The following is a 20,326-nucleotide window of genomic DNA, read 5'->3' as shown; positions in this document are numbered from 1 at the left end:
CTCAAAAGGATTCCTCCGAAAATAGCTCCTTCGAGTTATTGCCAATTTTGATGTCTGGACTATAGTCGTTCTGAGAATTATCGTTTGCTTGTGCTTGTTAGTTGTACCTGTAGGAGTTGCCGGTGCTGCCGGCTATGTGTATACAATGAATGATGTCATGTCGCTTTACGATAAAAATACTCCTTCTCTGCAAAATGTTCAGGCCCTCCCTTACGATTCGGGCAAGCCTACAGTAGCCGTTCTTCTCGCTGCGGAAGTTACCGAGGTTTTTGATTTCCTAGTGCCCTATGAAATGTTCGCGATGACGGAAGCCTATAACGTTTACGGAGTTGCACCCGACCGTGGTATCAAATCATTAACAGGGGGCCTTGATGTTGTGCCGCATTATTCATTCGAAGAAATGGACCATTTGCTGAATGGAAGTCCGGATATCATTGTCATTCCATTCATGCCCATGTTGGACGAAAATAAATATGCCCCGGTTCGCGAATGGATAAAAAAGCATGCAAGCGACCAAACGATCTTGCTATCCATCTGCAATGGAGCGGAGAACTTGGCTGACACCGGCTTGCTGAGTGGCAAATCTGCTACGACACATTGGGGTGATATTGGCAGGCTGATTAAGACGTATCCCGATATTGACTGGAAGAAGGATCAGCGCTATGTCCCTGTCGATCATATCGTGTCCTCAGCAGGTCTTACATCCGGTATCGATGCAACGTTGTATGTGATCTCGCAGCAATTGGGAGAGCCCGCAGCCGCAAAGGTAGCTGCCGAAATGAATTATCCATCCTACGCCTATGTGCAAAATCCGGAAATGGATCCTTTCTCAACAGGACTTAGTGATTTAACATATGTAGTTAACAATGCTTATCAGTGGAATAAAGTTAAAGCGGGCGTCCTATTATACAACGGTGTTGATGAATTGGCATTGTCAGCGGCATTCGACACTTATTCGGCATCCGGGACGACGAAGACGATAACGGTATCCAGCTTTAATGATCCAATCATCTCCAAGCATCATTTGACTCTGGTTGCCAGAAACGCAATAAATCGTGCGCCGAAGCTGGATAAAATGATCGTTGTCGGATCGGAAGCCCAAACTGAAGCGGAGCAGGACATCGAACTCTGGAGCTCCGGCAACAAGGACACGCCACTACTCATGCTGCATGAAGGCAAAGCTGAACAGTTTGCTATGGAGTCCGCCTTTGAAGACTTGGCAAAGCAAGAAGATGTGCGTACAGCCCAATTCGCCGCCAAACGTCTGGAATACCGCGCGACCGAGCATCTAAACCTGCAAGGGGCTTCCTTTTCGTTTGAGGCATTCGCCGTCCCTGCCTTCATTATGCTTCTTTCCTTGCTGGCAGCTTATTATATAGACAGACGATTTTTTGCAAAGAAAACAAGACAGCAGAAATAAGCCCACCCTATTGAAATAAATCTCATTAGCATGATTGTTACAAAGCTTTGTGCCTTCGTTATATACTTCATTAAGCGCTAAAAATTTCGGCTTTGAACCGCTTCAGATAACGGCAAAAACGCCTTATTCATTATCCCCATCAGATGGGTTTATGAATAAGGCGCTTTTTTCAAAAATTTGAAAGCAAGGCGATTTTGTTTTATTCGCCCTCAATATAATAGACGCTATCGCCTGCTTCTATCTCGGCTTGGCCCTGCGTCAAATCCGTCATCCACGCGATAAAAGCTTCCGCCTCCGGCTCCACCGGCAAACAGCTGACGATGACGCGGTCGGTAAACGCCGTGCCGCCTACGCGTATGCCACGGCCGTGCAGCTCGTTCTCCAGCTTGCCATACCAAGTATAGTCAACGGAAACCCGCACCTCGCGGTGCAGGACGTTGACGATCTCATCGGCTGCTTCGATTCCGGCAACTGCGCCGTCCGTGTAAGCACGGACGAGTCCACCAGCGCCTAGCATCGTCCCGCCAAAATAGCGGGTGACGACGACGGCGATATTTTTGAGACCCTTGTGCTTAATGACCTCCAAAATCGGCTTGCCCGCCGTGCCGCTAGGCTCGCCGTCGTCAGACTGCTTCTGGAATTGGTCGCGCTCCCCCACCATATAGGCGGAGCAGTTATGCGTCGCGGTTTTGTGCAGCCGCTTGATTTCGTCAATAAACTGCACCGCTTCTTCCTCGGTCTCTACCGGCTTTGCATAGCCAATAAATCGCGAGCGCTTGATGACAATTTCGGCGTGGGCCTGCTGCCTAACCGTTCGGTAACGTTCAAGCTTCATCAGGAATGCTGCCTGAAACGACGCCTACAGGCGCGCTTCCAGCTCCGCTTTCTCCTTCTCGTAGCCCGGTTTGCCCAGCAGCGCGAACATGTTTTTCTTGTATGCTTCTACGCCCGGTTGGTCAAACGGATTTACGCCGAGCAGGTAGCCGCTGATGCCGCAAGCCTTCTCAAAGAAATAAACGAGGTAGCCGAAGGTGTATGGCGAGAAATCCGCAATGTTGACGATAAAGTTAGGAACTTGTCCGTCAGTATGCGCAAGCAGCGTGCCTTCAAATGCTTTTTTGTTGACGAAATCCATCGTTTTGCCCGTCAGGAAGTTCAGGCCGTCCAGATCCGCATCGTCATGGCCGATCGAAATATGCTCGGACACTTCTTTCACTTGAATAACGGTTTCGAAAATGTTCCGGTTGCCCTCTTGGATGAACTGGCCCATCGAGTGAAGGTCTGTCGAGAAATCAACAGAGGAAGGGTAAATCCCTTTGTAGTCTTTACCTTCGCTCTCGCCAAACAGCTGCTTCCACCACTCCGATACGAAGTGAAGCGAAGGCTCGTAGTTCACGAGAATTTCAGTTGTTTTGCCTTTGCGATACAGCGAGTTGCGGGCAGCCGCGTATTGGTAGGCTTCATTTTCAGCCAGATTCGGGTTGCTGTATTCTTTGGCAGCGTCAGCCGCACCTTTCATGATTGCATCAATATCAACGCCAGCTGCTGCGATTGGCAGCAAGCCTACAGCTGTCAATACGGAATAACGGCCGCCAACGTCATCAGGAATGATGAACGACTCGTAGCCTTCTTCGGATGCGAGCTTCTTGAGCGCGCCTTGCTGTTTGTCCGTCGTTGCATAAATACGCTTGCGGGCAGCTTCCTTGCCGTATTTTTTCTCCAGCAGTTCACGGAACAGACGGAAAGCGATCGCTGGCTCAGTCGTTGTGCCGGATTTGGAAATAACGTTGATTGACCAGTCGCGGCCTTCAAGCAGCTGCGTCAAATGCGTCACGTAAGTGGAGCTGATGTTGTTGCCGGCAAAAAGCACTTGCGGCGTCTTGCGCTGCTCATGCGGCAGCAGGTTATAGAAGGAATGCGACAGCATTTCGATCGCTGCACGCGCGCCCAGGTAAGAACCGCCGATGCCGATGACGATCAGCACTTCGGAGTCCGATTTGATTTTTTCAGCCGCTTGCTTAATACGGGCGAATTCTGCTTTGTCATAATTTTCAGGAAGGTCAATCCAGCCCAGGTAGTCAGAGCCTGTACCCGTGCCGTTATGTAGTTGGTCATGCGCAAGGCGAACTTGCTGCGTCAAGTTGTCGATCTCATTTTGCCCAATAAAAGTTAGTGCTTTGCTGTAATCGAAATGTACCGTTTTACTCATAAACAAATAAGCCTCCTTAGGAATATAAACAGCATCTCAGCCGTTTTCAAAATATTGTACGACTAACGGCGAGGCTCAAGCTCCCCCACTGATAATCAACATCATATATAGCGTCAAAATCTACAATATCGGATTTAAACTATAAAAACAAGCTTATAACAATGAAATCTTGGTGAAGAAACCGTATAATGAAAGGAAAACGCTAGCCATGGGAGGAACCTTTTGATGAAAACAGCAGCATTTATCGGACTTGGTGTAATGGGTATGGGAATGGCGGCGAACCTGCTGCGCAAAGGCTACAGTGTCACCGTGTACAACCGTACACCCGGAAAAGCGGCAGCGCTTATCGAGCTTGGCGCCACAGAAGCCTTGACTCCAGCTGAAGCAGCCGCTGGCAATGACGTTGTCATTACGATGATCAGCAATGATCAAGCAGTGCGGGACGTTTATTATGGTGAAAATGGGATTTTCAGCGCCGTCCGTTCCGGAACTGTACTTATCGACAGCAGCACCATCTCGCCAAGCCTGGCGCGCGAGCTAGCGGCAACCGCCGAGCAGAAAGGCGCCTCGTTCCTCGATGCTCCGGTTACAGGCAGCAAGCCGGCAGCCGATGCGGGAACGCTTGTATTTATGATTGGCGGCAGCAAGGCGGTGCTCGACGCCAATGACGACATTTTGCTGGCAATGGGCGGCAAGCTCATCTATATGGGATTAAACGGCAGCGGCTCCATCGCCAAGCTGGCGCATAATACAATTGTCGGCATCAACGTTGTGGCCCTGACAGAAGGCATGGCGATTGCAGCAAGCGGCGGGCTCGACAGCAATGCGTTTCTAGAGCTGGTGCAGGCCGGCAGCGCATCGAGCAAATCCGCTGAGCTGAAAGGCCCTAAGCTGATCAATGCCAACTACGATGTGCAATTTTCACTGGAGCTGATGCTCAAGGATCTCAAGCTGTCCTCCGTGCTGTCAGACAGCCTGCGTGTGCCTACCCCGCTGCTTGAGTCGGCGAAGAGCATGTTCCAGGTCGGCGAATCGATGGGGCTGAGCGAGCTGGATATGTGCGCCGTAGCGCAAGCTTACGAGCAGTATATCGGGCGCAAGCTCGGCGGCGGCAGCCTGTAGGCCTCTTGCGTGCCAGGCTTGCCTTATATATTCCTTTGATTATAAAACCGGGTACGGCTTGTCCTTCTAAAGAGACATGCCGTACCCGGTTTTATTTTTGCAAGGCGAAGCGGTCATTCGCTCCTCCTTAATAATATGGCGATATCATCAAATACACGACAACACCCGTAAAGCTGACGTAGAGCCAGATGGGCATCGTCCATCTCGCGATTTTGCGGTGGCGCTCCACCTGCATCGAGAGGCCTCTGGCTACAGATATGAGCGCCAGCGGCACAACGACGATTGCCAGTAAAATATGCGTGATCAGCACGAAGAAATAAATGTTTTTCAACGCCCCTTCACCGCCGTATTTCGTCGATTCCGTCAGGTAGTGGTAGGTCACATAGGACACCAGAAACAAGGTCGTCGAGACGAATGCCGCTCCAATAAAACGGCGATGCAGCTTGATGTTCTTTTTGATTATCGCAACTAAAGCGACGACCAGAGCAATAAACGTAAAGCAGTTAAAAATCGCATTGAGCAGCGGCAGCAGCTTCACATTGAAGCCAAGCTCCCCGTCATAGGCCGGCAGAAAAAACAGCACCGTCACAAGCCCTACGATCACAACGGTCAAAATCGCAATCAGCGGCGTATAGTTTTTGTCCGGCAGCAGTTTAAGCGACTGCTCCTGTTCCCTTTTATTCATCGCTTCTTCCTCCTACAAATATGCTTCATCTTCAAGGTGAAACGGCTATCGCCGTCCTCTGGCGGCGTAGCGCGCTTCAGTCCGCGAAATATAGAGAAAGGATGAAAAATCATATACTTTCCTATATTTCAAGGTGAAACGGCTATCGCTGTCCTCTGGCGGCGTAGCGCGTTTCAGTCCGCGAAATATAGAGAAAGTATGGTGAAATCATATACTTTCCTATATTTCAAGCGGAAAACAACAGCTTCCTTTCCGATTATGCCATGCCAAAGGAAGATTTTTCAGACGTTTATGTCACAAAAAATCGAATTCTGGGCATGAATTAGAAAAGTTGACACATATGAAGCTCGATCCGGGGACAACGCAGCTTATACCGAATGAAGCTCCCGATAATCCTGCGGGGTCATGCCGTACACCTTCTTGAATACTTTGATAAAATAAGGCGCATTCTGGTAGCCGACTTTACTGCCGATTTCATAGATTTTCAGCTTTGAGTTGCGGAGCCAATAGGCTGATTTCTCCATGCGTATTCGCTGAATATAATCGCTCAAGCTTTCATCGGTTGCCGCCTTATACACTTGAGAGAGATACACGGGATGCAAAAAAACATGCTCTGCGATCATCGTCAGGGAAATCGTATGTGCAAGCTGCTCGTCAATGAATCGCTGCACCTTCTTAATGAGCCTGGATTGGCTGCCCATTGCCTCAGTCTCAAGCGCGCTGCGCATGTTTTCCGCCAATCTCAGCAGCTTATCCCGCAGCATCCGCTGCTGTCTTAAAGACTCGAATGCCATCATGTGCTGTTCCTCTATTTCCAAAAAGTCAAACAAGCCATACCCGCTTTTATGCGCAATAAAGCTAAGTGTGCCTGTAACGGCACAATAAACCTCCAATGAATGCTCCGCAGAGCCATCAAACTCGGTCTCAAGCTCATCGAAAATCAAGCCCAGCTTCTCCATAAAGGAATCCCATCTCCCCGACTCCAGCAGATCTGGCAGCAGCGGCGGCTCATACAAATGCTTGAATGTACGGACCGGCGCCAGCACACGCTGCTCGCCGAGCGAGAGAAACAATCCCCTGCCAGCGCCAATATGCTTGAGATAAGCCGTCAGCGCCAGATGATAGGAGGATGACAAATGCTCGGGAAACGGCCCCCAAGCACTAATGACAATCGAGATTGACCCCTTCAAATATCGCTGCACCTGCTCCTGTAAATATAGGCAGCGACGCATAAGCTCCTGCTCCGCCATTGCGCCAGCGATGCTGCTGCTTCCATCCAAAGCCTGCACCACGACGGCCAAATAGTCACGTGAATCGCTGCACATCCATATTTGATAAAAATCGCTGAGCACCTCCTCGGCAATATTGCCGACCGCATATTCGAGCAAAGCCCGATCATTGTGCCCATATTGGAAAAAAGGCTCCTCCAAACGGATGAGCAGCAAACTGGCAGCATGCTCCAGCGAGAAAGGAAGCGCGAGCTTCTGGAGCCTCTTTTCTAAAGCAACTGGTGTGATCGCCCGATTTTCGAGCAAATCAATCAGCAAATTCCGCTGCAGCAGCGGCAAATTTTCCCGTAATGCCCGCTGTGTGTTATCACGCGAAATGGCTGCTTCCTTTTCCTTCTGTACAGCCAGCAGCACCTTCTTAACTGCGCTAATCAAATCCTCGTCATTGACCGGCTTGAGCAAATAATTAGAGGCGCCGCTAGTCAGCGCTTGCTTTGCATATTCAAATTCGGCATAGCCTGTCAGCAAAATGACAGCGGTCGAGCCTGACGATTTGCGCACGCGCTCCATCAGTTCTAAGCCGGAAATGCCCGGCATCCGTATATCCGTAATCATCAGATCAATGGAGCATTTGCGCATAATGGCCAGCGCATCCGAAGCTGAAAAAGCTTTATGAATCTCAATGTCGGCCATACCGTATTCAAGCAGTGTTGCCGCAACTCCTTCAACTACGGAACGCTCATCATCAACGATCAAAAGCTGGTACATGGCCGAATCTCCTTTTTTCTCCCGACATACTTACAGCGTCCTGTGCAGCCTTCATTCGCTCACTCATACACTCCCGCTCGCTCTCACTCGCGTTCGCTTGGAAGGGCACTCCCACCGTATCGTTGCGCGAAGGCCCCCTTCAGCGGACTGCTCCAGCGTGAGGCCCGACGTTCCGCCGTATTTATGAACAAGCCGCTGGTGGACGTTGCGCAGGCCGCAGCTCTCGTCCAGCACCGCATTAGAGCTGATTTTCTGCCGCAGCAGCCGCAGCTCCTGCTCACTGAGACCCACACCATCATCTTCACATACGATTTCATATCCCTGCTCGCCGATTAAGCCAAATACCCTAATCATGCCTGCCCCTTCTCTCGGCTCTATGCCATGAATAATGGCATTCTCAATAATCGGCTGCACGATTAGCCTCGGCAAATTGAGCTCCAGCATCGCATCCGGAATTTTTATTTGAAAATGGATGCGGTCCATTCTCATATTTTGAATCGACAAATAGTTGTGGATCAGCTTGATTTCCTCGCGCAGCGTCGTTTCCTGCTGATCTACATGCGTTGTATAGCGGTAATAGTCGCCAAGCTTGACCGCCATTGCCATTACCGCGTCCCGCTCGCCAATGCGCGTCATATTTTTAATAAAAAATAAACAATTGTATAGAAAATGCGGATTAATTTGCGATTGCAGCTGCTTCAGCGTAGCTTCTCTGGCATGCAGCTTCTCCGCATAGATGCTGTTGATTAAATGCTGGATTTGCTCGCTCATCAAATTGAACTGTTCAAATAAATAACCGAATTCATCATGCTTGCGGCTGCCAACACGTACGGAATAATCGCCCCTGCGCAGTCGCTTGGCGGCCAAATACAGCTCCCGGATCGGAACCTGCACATTACGATAAAGCAAAAACGCGGATAACACGCTAATAAGCAAGATTAAACTCAGCGATAGCCAAAACCAATTTCGGCTAGAGGTTATCGGGGTTAGAATGTTCTCCAGCGGCATGTATTCGATTAAATACCAGCCTGTAGCCTCCGACTTGGCATAAAGAATCATATACTGTTCGTTTTGCAGCGAGGCTAGAAAAGTCCCTTGCTTGACATCCTCCTTATTTTTCTCAAACAGAGGCAGCAGTTCATTAATTCGCTTCATGTCCGCTGTACGCGCAACGATGGGTGCTTCATTTTCATGATATAAAAACGGGTCGCCGGGGCTGTCCGCCTTAAACCGGGTCAGCATATCCGTAATATCTCTCGTATCGACCCGAATCTCGCCTACCAGATCAGCTTGCTCCAAATCCTCATAAACGAACAGCGGCTCCACAATTCGATAAACGAAAGCGTTCGGTATTCGGCTATTATCCTCTGCGGAATAAGTCCAGATGAAAGGCTTGAGCCCGCCTCTGTGCACCATATTGACGAATTTTTGCTTGTAGGAAATCGAGTTATGCGTACTGACTACTTCTCCTGAAAGGGGCGCAAATAACGTATAAGCACGCTCCAGGATGCCTGCCTTCCCTTTAATCTCCAAATCCTCCTGCACGCTCAGCTTTGCCTCAAACAGCTCGGAATCCGTGCTGGAGGGGGTCAGCGATATAAAGGTGCGTACTAGCGGCTCAATTCCTAAATTATTGACGGAGATCATATATTGATCGAATTCAGCATCAATCTGCTGTACAAAAAAAGAAAGCTTGTCCCCGCTGTTTTGCCTGATCTGCTCTTCTACAACATGAATGCTTATTTGGTTCGAATAGGAATACAAACCGACAATAGGGATGAGCAGCAGCCCCATAATGGCTAATATTTTTTTGAAAATATTTGATTTCTCCATTACGGAGCCTTCCTCCCTGAGCAAGAAAAGCGCCCTATTCCCCTCCTTAAGGGAACGGACGCTTCTGTTGTTTGCCTGATGTTAGATTGTTGGATGACTTATTTTTGAACAGCGGCATACCATTCATTAACCTCTTCGGTAATGGTGTCCCCAGCAGAAGCCTTCCACTGTGTGACGAACGTGTCAAAGGAATCAATCGGACTGCCGCCATAAATGATTTTATTAAACGTTTCCTTCTCGCTTTTGCTCAGGAAATCCCAGCGCTTCTTGTAGGTTTTGGTCGGAGAGCCAATGTACAGATTAGGCATCGCATATTCCCGCTGGCTGTAGTTGACAGCACCCGCGGTAATGTTTTTATCCAGCCCTCTGGACTGCTTCTGCTCGAACGCTGTAACCGGCTCCTTGCCGCTTGCCAAATCGTTCATCGTCTCCATAACCAGAGAAGGGATGCGGGCCCCATCAAACAGCAGGGTATACTTTTCAACATTCATAAGCGGCTTGTCTGCCGGAAACTTAGCTTCATCCCAGACTGGCTGCCCATCCTGAAGCATATAATCATAGCCTTCTTTAAAGCCGTATTCAAACGGACTTCCCGGCTGCGGATTGCCCTGCTGTTCATATAACAGATTGGCATACATAAAAAAAGCTTCCGGATGCTTGAAGTCCTTATTAATTAAAATAACGCCATTGCCCGTACCCGATTTGCTGCGGCCAATTTTCCCATCCGGTCCCGCAGGCAGCGGATATGCGCTGTAGTCGGCATTTTTATCCACCTCTTTAACTGCTGGCAGCGGCCAGCCTCCTGCCCAATACGGAGCAGCAACGATTCCCGCCTTGCCTGATGAAAATAATTCAGCCGCCTTGCCCTCATCGTGCAATCCCGCTTCCTTGTGGATGTAGCCCTTCTCCATCCACTCCTTCAGCTTCGCAAGCACCGTCTTCACTTCGGGCGCAATCGAGCCGTATGCAAGCTTGCCTGTCGCGGCGTCCAAATTCCACTGCCCCGGCATCGCACCGTAAGCTCCGAACAGGAAATCCGCATCAGCGAGTCCCCATGTGTTCATGCCATTTTTCAAGCCAACAGCCAGCCCTACGGTGTCCTTCTTGCCATTGCCGTCTGGATCGGCATTCGTGAACAGCTCCATCATTTTTTCCATCTCTTCGATCGTTTGCGGCGCCTTCAAATTAAGCTTTTTCATCCAATCATCCCTGATCCATAAAACGGTATCATTATTGTTGGAGTAATCGAGAATCGGAATTGCGTACCGTTTGCCATCACGAACATAAGGATACCAGACTGTTTCGTCTTCCGCCATCGCTGATTTGTAGGCATCGCCCGCATACTTGTCAAACAGGTCGCCAACGTCAGCGAACTTGCCGGAATCAATTAAGGCGTCAATAACATCCTGGGAGCCCCGGTATTGAATAATATCTGGAAGATCCTCGTTTGCGGACAAAATCAAGCGGATTTTCGTATCAATCGCACTGCTGTCAGCCGTCCATAAATAATTGAGATCGATATTGAACGTATCCTTGGCCCACTGGACATGAGGATTATTGTTGATGTCCTCCCCGGCGCGAAACTTCACATCAGTGGTCATCTGGCGAACGATATTGATTTTAAGCGGCTCCTCGTATTTGCCCGCTTTCATCGCTTCAGCTGCGGCTTCCACAGCTTGCGGCTGCGATGCGTTATTTGACGCTTCCTCATTTACTGCCGATGAGCAGGCGGTCAAAGCAGTCATACCCAGCATTAAAGCGCTCAATAAGGCGGTCGTTTTTCTCCAGCTTTTATTCATCATAGATACTCCCCCTATTTAATGGCTCTATTCCTTCACGGAACCGAGCACAATCCCTTTAACGAAAAATTTTTGCAGAAACGGATATACGATAATAATGGGCAGCGTAGCAATAAAAATTTGCGCCGTTTTCACCGTCCGGTTCGACAGCTCCTTCATTTCATCCGCATTGACACTCATGCTGCTTAAGTCCCGCTGGACTACAATCGTCTGCAAAAGCGTAGACATAGGATACTTTTCGGCATGAGTCATGTAAATAAGTCCATCAAACCAAGCATTCCAGTGACCGACCATTGTAAAGAGGCCAATCGTTGCCAGTGATGGGAGCGATATCGGCAAATAAATTTGCCATAATGCGCGAAAGTGGCCCGCTCCATCGATAAACGCCGCTTCCTCCAGCGCTTTCGGCACCGATGTGCGGAAAAAATTCATCAATAAAATCGTATTATAAACGCTAACGGCTCCCGGAAGCACAAGTGCCCATACCGTATTGAGCAGCCCCAGCTTTTGTACGACGATATAACCGGGAATCAATCCGCCGCTAAACAGCATTGTAAATACGAAAAACCAGGCATATATATTTCTGCCCCTGAATTCAGAGCTCTCTTTAGACAAGGCGTAGCCAATCAGAATCGACAAGGAGAGCGCAATCGCTGTGCCAAGCACCGTTCGGATGATTGAATTTCCAAAAGAGCCGATAAAAAAAACATTCGTCAATGTAGACTTATAAGCATCTAGGGAAAAACCGATCGGCCACAGTTTTACCAAATTGGCATCGGCTGCCGCCGCGGTACTGAACGATACCGCAAGCACATGAAGGAGCGGGGCTATACACATGAAGGACAACAGGGCTAGAAAAGCAACGTTGAATGTAGAGAAAACACGATACGAAATTGAACGATGAAACATGCCGCTCCCCCCTTAAAAAATACGATAATTGGCCAGCTTGTAGGCAAGCCTGTATGAAATAATAATCAAAATAAAACTCACTAGCGACTTGAACACGCCTACCGCTGTGCCGAAGCCAAAATCGCCGCCTAGCAAGCCTACTCTGTAAACATAGGTGTCGATAATATCTCCTTTTTCATAAACAAGCGGGTTGTATAGATTAAAAATCTGATCGAAGCCGGCATTCAAAATGTTACCGAGCGATAAGATCCCAACCACAATCGTAATGGGCAAAATAGACGGGATCGTTATCGAAAGGGTCTGACGCCAGCGATTCGCTCCATCTATAAGCGCCGCTTCATAATATTCGGGATTAACACCCGCAAGCGCCGCTAGAAAGATAATGGTCGAGAAACCGAAATCCTTCCATACATCGCTGACAATAACCGTAAATCTAAACCAATTACCATCTCCAAGGAAAAAAATCGGCTCGATCCCAAACACCGCAAGCAGCTGATTGACAAGCCCGCCATCTGTAGAGAGCATATCGAGCAAAATGCCCCCAAGAATGACCCAGGATAAAAAGTGGGGCAAATAGACGAGCGTTTGCACAAACCGTTTAAACAGCATTTTACGCACTTCATTGAGCAGCAGCGCAAAAACGAATGGAACAATGAGATGCGCTACAATTTTGATGCCCGCGATCAGCAGCGTATTCCATATCACTTGCCTTGCATCCGGATATTCAAACATCAGCTTGAAATTTTCCATGCCGATCCATTCGGAATCCAAAAATCCAAGCTGGGGCTTATATTCCTGAAAGGCCATAACGAGTCCGAGCATCGGCAAATAGGAAAAGATCAGAACAAGGACAATTCCCGGAATGAGCATGACGTGCAACGGCCAAACAAGCTTGAAATTCCACCTCCGCATCGCTCTTTGTTTCAATAGCTTCCCCTCCATTTAACCTTCTTCTTGTTTATTGTTAGCGGTTACAGAAGCTATTGTAGCTTTCTGGAGCAACGCGGAGATATAACAATGTTTTAGGATTCATGTTGCATAGTTAAAGAAACGTCCAGTGAGGATAATAATGAGGAGCAAGATGGAATGAAAAGGATGGAGGAGGATGGAGGAACGGTGATGGACAATCATGAACGACGACGATGAATGTCCATGAAAGACGATAAATGACCTTGAACGACTATAAATGACTATAAAGAAAAATGTACGACGAAAAGGGCTGCTCCGCATATGCGAAGCAGCCCTTTCCTTGATTTGTGATTCTTATTCGTAAATGTACGAGCAGCAGTAGTCCGCTACCGTCGCAACTTGAAGCTTGAATTTCGTGTTGGCAGGCACAGTGAACTCGCCTTTGCCTTGAATGTGCAGCCACTCCGTCTCGCCTGGAAGCAGCACTTTCAAATCACCAGCAAGAATTTCCATAATTTCTACGCAGTCCGTACCGAACTCGTAGTCGCCTGGCAGCATAATACCGAGCGTTTTTTTCGTTCCGTCCGCGAACAATACAGCGCGGCTTGTTACTTTACCGTCAAAATAAACGTTAGCTTCTTTGACGACCGTTACATTTTCAAATTGAGACATGGCGGGTATAATCTCCTTCTATTTCGAAAATTAAAGTACGGATTTCACTTTGCTTACAACGTTCTCAACCGTGAAGCCATATTCAGCAATGACGCGGTCGCCAGGTGCCGAAGCGCCGAAACGGTCGATACCGATAATCGTGCCTTGATCGCCAACATAACGCTCCCAGCCGAATGGGGAAGCCATTTCGATAGCAACGCGAGCTTTAACTTCAGGAAGCAATACAGAATCTCTGTAAGCTTTGTCCTGCTTCTCGAACAGATCCCAGCTCGGAAGGCTGACAACGCGAACTTGAATGCCTTCTTCTGCAAGAGCTTTCTGAGCAGCAACAGCCAGTTGAACCTCGGAGCCTGTAGCAATGATTTGCGCTTGTGGCTTGCCGTCTTTTGCATCGGATACAACGTATCCGCCGCGGCGAATGCCATCGCGAGCGTTATCTACAGAACCTTCAAGAATCGGCAGGTTTTGGCGAGTCAGAACAAGCGCTACTGGATTGCTTGTGTTCTCCAGCGCATAAGCCCATGCTGCGGAAGTTTCGTTGCCGTCAGCTGGACGAATAACCGTCAGGTCAGGAATGATGCGGATCGAAGCAAGCTGCTCGATTGGCTCATGTGTAGGACCGTCTTCGCCGACAGCAATACTGTCATGCGTCAGTACGTATACAACAGGAAGCTTCATCAGAGCTGCCAGACGAATAGCTGGACGCAGGTAGTCGGTAAATACGAAGAACGTACCGCCGAATACTTTCAGACCTGTATGAAGGGCAATACCGTTCATTGCAGCAGCCATACCAAACTCACGAACGCCGAAATAAATATTGCGGCCATCGTAGCTGCCTGGCTTGAACACTGGCAAGCCTTTCAGGTGAGTCATTGTCGAGCTTTCAAGGTCAGCGGAGCCGCCAACAAGGCTAGGAACATTTTTCGCTAGGCCGTTCAGGGCATTACCAGAAGCTACGCGAGTCGATACAGGCTTGTCTTCTGTTGTGTAAACCGGAAGGTCTGCATCCCAGCCAGCTGGCAAAGAACCGGAAGTTGCGATTTCGAATTGAGCAGCAAGCTCAGGATTCGCTTTTTTGTATTCAGCAAACAAAGCATCCCATTTTGCATTGGACTCTTCGCCTTGCTTCTTCACTTCTGCGAAGTGTGCGCGAACCTCGTCTGGTACGAAAAATTGATTGTCTTCTTCCCATCCGTAGAACTGCTTAGTCAGCTTCGTTTCTTCAGCACCCAGCGGCGATCCGTGAGGACCTGCGTGTCCGCCTTTGCCGCCTTTGTTCGGGCTGCCGTAACCGATAACGGTCTTAACTTCGATCAAAGTCGGTTTAGCATGGTCTGTTTGCGCTTCTGCAACCGCTTTGGACAATGCATCCAGATCGTTGCCGTCTTCTACGCGCAGCACTTGCCAGCCGTAACCTTCAAAACGCTTCTGAACGCTCTCCGAGAAGGACAGGCTCAGTTCGCCATCAAGGGAAATATCATTTGAATCATATAGGACAACCAGTTTGCCCAGCTGCATGTGACCAGCCATGGAAGCCGCTTCATGCGAAATACCTTCCATCAAATCGCCGTCGCCACAAATGGCATAAGTATAATGGTCGATTACGTTAAAGCCTTCTTTATTGTAAGTAGCAGCAAGCTGTGCTTCTGCAAGCGCCATACCAACGCCCATAGCCACGCCTTGTCCCAGTGGACCAGTCGTTGCGTCAACGCCAGCTGTGTGGCCAAACTCAGGGTGACCCGGAGTCAGGGAGCCCCATTGACGGAAGTTTTTCAGTTCCTCAATTGGAAGATCATATCCCGACAGGTGCAGCAGGCTGTAAAGCAGCATGGAGCCGTGTCCGGCGGAAAGTACGAAACGGTCGCGGTTTACCCAAGTCGGGTTAGCCGGATTGTGAACCATGTTTTTAGCGAAAAGCTGATAACCCATTGGAGCTGCACCCATAGGCATGCCTGGGTGTCCAGATTTTGCTTTCTCAATCGCATCGATCGCAAGCGTACGGATCGTATCAATCGAAAGCTGGTCAACTGATTTTTGAGTAACTGTCATTAGCTTGTTTCCTCCTAAAAATCCATTCTGGTCTTCTTGTTTTAAGTGTTTCTCTCTCTTTAGAAGCATGGCAAGGTGAAACGGCTTTCGCCGTCCTCTGACGGCGCGGCGCGTTTCATTCCGAGAAATATAGAGAAAGGATGAGAAAATCATATCCTTTCCTATATTTCAAGGTGAAACGGCTTTGCCGCCCTCTGGCGGCAAAGCTTCCGTTTCGAGGGTGAAATATAAGCCCATTTATAAGTGTGAAACTTATAAATTCTTATATTTTGAAAAAGCTACTTTCCTGCGGAAAGCCTGCATTTTTCAACATGCTTATAGGTGGTGCGCAATTGAACACAATGGCTTTGAACATTGTAACACCCGCCAGAGCAGTTTGCCTATTAAAAAATATTGATAAATAACCGCGAAAAACCTAATTAAATACGACAGTCTTATTATGATGAACGATAATTCGGTCCTCAATATGCCATTTTACTGCACGGGCAAGAACGACACGCTCAATCGTGCGGCCAATCCGCTTCAAGTCGTCCACATTGTCCCTGTGGCTAACCCGCTGCACATCCTGCTCGATAATCGGACCGCCATCCAGCTCCTCTGTTACATAATGCGCCGTAGCGCCGATAATTTTCACGCCGCGCTGGTAAGCTTGCGCATACGGCTTGCCGCCAACGAAAGCAGGCAAAAAGGAATGATGGATATTAATAATGCGATTCGGAAATTGCTCGATAAATTTCGGCGAAATAATTTGCATGTAACGGGCAAGCACAATAATGTCTGCTTTATCCGCAACGACCTCCATCTGCTTGCGCTCCGCTTCGGCTTTCGTATCCGCAGTGACTGGGATGTGATGGTAAGGAATGCCGAAGCCTTCAACCATTTCGCGCATATCCGGATGATTGCTGACAACCATGGCAATATCGGCGTCAAGATCGCCGGCTTTCCACTGCCACAGCAGTTCCATCAGGCAATGATCTTCTTTGGAAACGAAAATCGCCAGGCGCTTTTTGCGGCTTGCACGGAACGTATGCCATTTCATATCGAAACGGTCGGCAACGCGGGCAAAATCCTCTACTAATACGGGCAGCTCCTTGTCGAGGTCAGCCAAATCGAACTCAAAGCGGATAAAAAACATTCCGCCCTCCGGGTTCATTGTGTACTGGTCGGACTGCACAATATTCGCTCCATGCTCATATAGAAAATGGGAAACAGCTGCTACGATTCCGGAACGGTCTGGGCAGGAAATGAGCATGCGAGCCCGTCCGCTCTTGGCGGACGGCTGCTGCGATATAGATGGTGATGACATGTATTTCAAACTTCCTTCCTTCAACTATTATCTTCATACTATTCATCATTTATAAATCTTTATATTTAGAGCACAGCTTTGCCTGCAAACCATGCTGTAATCCGTTGATTTATTTGCTCTTCCGTCAGTGCTGACGACAATACGCCGCCTTCAATAATGAGGTCGTAAATCCGCTCCATTGGCTCGCGCGGATCAGCTTTTCTCGCTTTGGCATCCGCCTTGAGCAGTTCCCATGTCGATAGCACGAATGCACGGTCAATGCCTTGCGGAGCAAAAAACTGCTGGAGCTTCGCAACATCCTCCAGAAAACTGTCGCCAAACCGCTGCTGGACTTCTCCGCGCAGCAAGGCGATTTCTACTTCGTACATCGGACGCTCCGTTTTCGCATCCTTGCCAATCCATGGCGTCTCCAATACGAATGGAAGCCCTTTAAGTGCCTCATGATGGACAATGGATTGGATGGCATCATAGCCCAAATATCCCGAGCCTATCGGCGTATGGCGGTCCTTAGCCGCTCCACGCGGATTTTTGCTGTCATTCACGTGGACTACTGCAACTCGGTTAAGCCCTACCAGCTTGTCAAACTTGTCCAGCACGCCGTCCAAATCATCAACAAGATCGTAGCCCGCATCATGCATATGGCATGTATCCATACAAATGGTCAAGCGGTTGTTGCTTTGCACCTTATCAATAATCGCTGCCAGCTCTTCAAAGCTGCGGCCGATTTCCGTGCCTTTGCCGGCCATCGTCTCAAGCGCAATATTGACATTCGTTTCCTTCGTGCCTTCCAGCACCGCATTCAGCCCTTCGGCGATACGGCCAATGCCATATTCAGCATCCTTGTCGGTATAAGCGCCTGGGTGCAGCACGATGTTTTGCACACCAATGGCAGCGGTACGGCGGATTTCCTCCTGCAAAAATTCAACAGCCAGATTATAAGTGCTGTCCTTGTAGGAGCCGAGATTGACGATATACGGTGCATGAACAACGATCTCATCAATACCTGCTGTTTGCATCAAAGCTTTGCCTTCTTCAATATATAGCGTGTCAATCGGCTTTCTTCGCGTATTCTGCGGTGCGCCGGTATAAATCATGAATGTGCTGGAGCCATAAGAAATGGCCTCCGTTGCTGCGGTCTGCAGCCCTTTGTCCGAAAATGAAACATGGGAACCGATTTTCAACATCGTTATATAACGCCCCTTTCGGTTTATCACACCTATTTTACAAGGAATGTCGAAATAAATCTAGGAATACGCTATAATTCATCCATGAGGTGAAAATTGGATATGAAATCAGCTCCTGATTGGTTTATGTATTTCATCATTTTCTGGGCAATCGTCATGGTCGTATTCATGGCAATTGGCGGTTTCTTTATGTTCCGCAAGTTTTTGAAGGTGCTCCCTCAGCGGGATGGCAAGTCAAAGCTCGATTGGCAAAATTATTGGGTGGACAGAAGCCGCAGCATGTGGACCCAGGAGTCGAAGCTTTTTCTTGATGAGCTGGTCGCGCCTGTCCCATCTGCGTTCCGAGATATAGCGAAACACTCCATAGCTGCAAAAATCGGTCAAGTGGCTATTGAATACGAAGCCAAAGAGGTCACAAGGGCACATTGTGTAGAAGGATACATACGAGCTACACCCAAAAGAGACTACAAAGTACTCGTTACCTTTCTCGAGAAGCAAGGCATTGATTACAGCCCTTTCAAGCATTTGCTCAACAAATAGCGTTTCTTAGGAGCTGCGGGGAAATTAGTACCCGCTTTTGTTGACAAAATCTCAACGGTTTTGGGAGTTTTGTCAACAAATTAGCGGTACTTTATTTCGTCGCAGTCTCTTAGTTCTATCATTAAACGATTAGCCTGGCGCTGGCTGTTTAACGAGTCTTTCGTCCGTGTAAGAACATGTACGAGCACGGCGACGGCTCGCTCTGATCTCTTTTTTTTGGAACCTATTGCGATCAGATTTCGTTTATATTGCCAGGAGGTGCTTCACAATGACAAAAAATAATAAAACCAAAAAAAGCAGCTTGATGGTGACGAGCTCCCTATTAGTAGCAATTATGCTCGCAACCGCCGCTTGCTCAAGCAATAGCAATAATGCTCCCGCTGCATCCAGCAGCCCGGTTGCCACAGACGAGCAGCCAGCTACTGTATCCCCAACACCAGAGGAAAGCGCGGCACCATCACCGAGTGATGGCGGTAGCGTAACAGAGCCTGGCGAAGCGTCGCCAGAAAGCAGCTCAGGTACAGACACACCGACCGCCAACCCGGATTTGAAAACCGGTGAGGGTGTGTTCAATGGTCTTATCGACACCCACTCCATTGAAGTAGATACGCCAAACGGCACCATCGTTTTGCAAATTAATGATGAGCTGCTTGATGTCATTAATTCGCTGCCAGAGAAAAGTAAAATTAAATACCAATATGTTGAAAAAGATTTAGACGGCTTCACACAAATGTGGGCGGAGAAAATCGAGAAACAATAATCGAAAGCTGGTGGATGCATGCGGATCGCGGTAGCTGGTGGTACTGGTTTTGTCGGACAAGCATTGGTCAAGGCTCTTCTGGAGCGGCGTGATGAAGTATGGATCATTTCGCGCTCTGGACGAAGCCAAAACTCGCCTGTAGGAAAAGGCCTACACTATGTAACATGGAGCGAACTTGCCGAACATCCTCAAAAGCTGGAGGGAATTGACGCCATCATTAACCTTGCTGGCGAATCCATTAATCAAAGATGGACCGCCCAGGCTAAGCAGCGGATTCTAAGCTCCAGACTAACTGCTACCGCACGCATCGCCCAAATCGTCCAAGCTCTAAAAGGCAAACCGAAGGTTGTCGTTAATGCTTCAGGCATTTCAGCCTATGGGCTGTCAACTACCGAAACCTTTGATGAGTACAGTCCGACTGCCGTAACAGACTTTTTGTCTGAAGTGGTCAAGCAATGGGAAAAAGCTGCTGATGCGATTAAGGTAGAACGTCTCATTAAGCTAAGAGTAGGCGTCGTCCTGAACAAAACCGGCGGTGCTTTCCCATTAATGGCACTGCCTTATAAGTTATTTGGCGGTGGACGAATGGGCAGCGGGCAGCAATGGATATCTTGGATTCATCTGGAGGACATTGTCCGCCTCATCATCTTTTGCGTAGATCAGCCAAATGTGAACGGCCCAGTTAATGCTTCTGCTCCAGAGCCTGTTACGAATGACAGCTTTGGAAGAGCGATTGGCAAAGCGATGCATCGGCCCCACTGGTTCCCGGTTCCCGCTTTCGTCATGAAGGCTGCGGTCGGCGAGCTTGCAACACTGCTCCTTGATGGACAGCGGGCACTTCCACGTGTCGCCTTGGACAATGGATTTGTTTTCCGTTATCCGACTGTTGAGAGCGCCATGGAGCATATGTATAAAAAGTCCTAAGCCTGCGC

17 protein-coding genes are annotated in these 20,326 nt (G+C 48.7%); 5 read left to right on the top strand and 12 right to left on the bottom strand.

Annotation, left to right across the window (positions count from 1 at the left end):
• The first annotated feature begins 61 nt into the window (after positions 1–61).
• A complete protein-coding gene (locus ASF12_RS27030) occupies positions 62–1,420 on the top strand; it encodes a DJ-1/PfpI family protein (RefSeq protein ID WP_056041367.1) in 1,359 nt (452 codons plus the stop codon).
• 199 nt (positions 1,421–1,619) lie between these two features.
• Here ASF12_RS27030 and ASF12_RS27025 read toward each other — a convergent pair whose 3' ends face one another.
• Together ASF12_RS27025 and ASF12_RS27020 are read right to left on the bottom strand one after the other, a co-directional pair.
• Complete coding sequence (locus tag ASF12_RS27025; RefSeq protein ID WP_056041365.1) at positions 1,620–2,255, bottom strand: YigZ family protein; 636 nt, start codon at positions 2,253–2,255, stop codon at positions 1,620–1,622.
• A 24-nt stretch (positions 2,256–2,279) separates the two neighbouring features.
• Positions 2,280–3,629, bottom strand: coding sequence for a glucose-6-phosphate isomerase (locus ASF12_RS27020; RefSeq protein ID WP_056041363.1), 1,350 nt, complete (start codon positions 3,627–3,629; stop codon positions 2,280–2,282).
• A 225-nt stretch (positions 3,630–3,854) separates the two neighbouring features.
• On the opposite strand from ASF12_RS27020, the gene ASF12_RS27015 reads away from it, so the two are divergent.
• Positions 3,855–4,751: an NAD(P)-dependent oxidoreductase gene (locus tag ASF12_RS27015; RefSeq protein ID WP_056041361.1), complete on the top strand. Its 897-nt coding sequence runs from the start codon at positions 3,855–3,857 to the stop codon at positions 4,749–4,751.
• A gap of 127 nt (positions 4,752–4,878) precedes the next feature.
• On the opposite strand, the gene ASF12_RS27010 is transcribed toward ASF12_RS27015, so the two are convergent.
• The 10 genes from ASF12_RS27010 to ASF12_RS26965 form a co-directional block, all read right to left on the bottom strand.
• Positions 4,879–5,436, bottom strand: a complete 558-nt coding sequence (locus tag ASF12_RS27010) for a DUF420 domain-containing protein (protein ID WP_056041359.1) — start codon at positions 5,434–5,436, stop codon at positions 4,879–4,881.
• Between the two features lie 368 nt (positions 5,437–5,804).
• Entirely contained in the window at positions 5,805–7,433 is a 1,629-nt protein-coding gene (locus ASF12_RS27005; protein WP_056041357.1) for a response regulator, read from the bottom strand.
• A gap of 63 nt (positions 7,434–7,496) precedes the next feature.
• Positions 7,497–9,266 carry a sensor histidine kinase gene (locus tag ASF12_RS27000; RefSeq protein ID WP_056041355.1) on the bottom strand — a complete coding sequence of 590 codons (1,770 nt, stop codon included), beginning with the start codon at positions 9,264–9,266 and terminating at the stop codon, positions 7,497–7,499.
• Between the two features lie 98 nt (positions 9,267–9,364).
• Positions 9,365–11,068, bottom strand: coding sequence for an extracellular solute-binding protein (locus ASF12_RS26995; protein ID WP_056041353.1), 1,704 nt, complete (start codon positions 11,066–11,068; stop codon positions 9,365–9,367).
• 24 nt (positions 11,069–11,092) lie between these two features.
• Complete coding sequence (locus ASF12_RS26990; protein ID WP_056041352.1) at positions 11,093–11,974, bottom strand: carbohydrate ABC transporter permease; 882 nt, start codon at positions 11,972–11,974, stop codon at positions 11,093–11,095.
• A gap of 12 nt (positions 11,975–11,986) precedes the next feature.
• Complete coding sequence (locus ASF12_RS26985; RefSeq protein WP_056041351.1) at positions 11,987–12,916, bottom strand: ABC transporter permease; 930 nt, start codon at positions 12,914–12,916, stop codon at positions 11,987–11,989.
• A 321-nt stretch (positions 12,917–13,237) separates the two neighbouring features.
• Positions 13,238–13,555 carry a pyrimidine/purine nucleoside phosphorylase gene (gene ppnP, locus ASF12_RS26980; protein ID WP_046233271.1) on the bottom strand — a complete coding sequence of 106 codons (318 nt, stop codon included), beginning with the start codon at positions 13,553–13,555 and terminating at the stop codon, positions 13,238–13,240.
• Positions 13,556–13,585: 30 nt separating this feature from the next.
• Entirely contained in the window at positions 13,586–15,604 is a 2,019-nt protein-coding gene (gene tkt, locus ASF12_RS26975; protein ID WP_056041349.1) for a transketolase, read from the bottom strand.
• Between the two features lie 415 nt (positions 15,605–16,019).
• A complete protein-coding gene (gene purU / locus ASF12_RS26970; RefSeq protein ID WP_056041348.1) occupies positions 16,020–16,910 on the bottom strand; it encodes a formyltetrahydrofolate deformylase in 891 nt (296 codons plus the stop codon).
• Between the two features lie 65 nt (positions 16,911–16,975).
• Positions 16,976–18,094 carry a deoxyribonuclease IV gene (locus tag ASF12_RS26965; protein WP_056041346.1) on the bottom strand — a complete coding sequence of 373 codons (1,119 nt, stop codon included), beginning with the start codon at positions 18,092–18,094 and terminating at the stop codon, positions 16,976–16,978.
• 102 nt (positions 18,095–18,196) lie between these two features.
• Here ASF12_RS26965 and ASF12_RS26960 point away from each other — a divergent pair, with 102 nt between their 5' ends.
• The 3 genes from ASF12_RS26960 (at position 18,197) to ASF12_RS26950 (ending at position 20,318) form a co-directional block, all read left to right on the top strand.
• Complete coding sequence (locus ASF12_RS26960; protein ID WP_056041344.1) at positions 18,197–18,634, top strand: DUF2621 family protein; 438 nt, start codon at positions 18,197–18,199, stop codon at positions 18,632–18,634.
• A 268-nt stretch (positions 18,635–18,902) separates the two neighbouring features.
• Positions 18,903–19,394 (top strand): hypothetical protein, encoded by a 492-nt coding sequence (locus tag ASF12_RS26955; protein WP_056041342.1) that lies wholly within the window; start codon positions 18,903–18,905, stop codon positions 19,392–19,394.
• Positions 19,395–19,412: 18 nt separating this feature from the next.
• Positions 19,413–20,318, top strand: a complete 906-nt coding sequence (locus ASF12_RS26950) for a TIGR01777 family oxidoreductase (protein ID WP_056041340.1) — start codon at positions 19,413–19,415, stop codon at positions 20,316–20,318.
• Positions 20,319–20,326 lie beyond the last annotated feature (8 nt).

Origin of the sequence: Paenibacillus sp. Leaf72, from assembly GCF_001422685.1 — a bacterium.
Lineage (GTDB): Bacteria > Bacillota > Bacilli > Paenibacillales > Paenibacillaceae > Pristimantibacillus.
The sequence above is the reverse complement of the archived record's forward strand: the minus strand, read 5'-3'. Positions and strand labels throughout refer to the sequence as shown.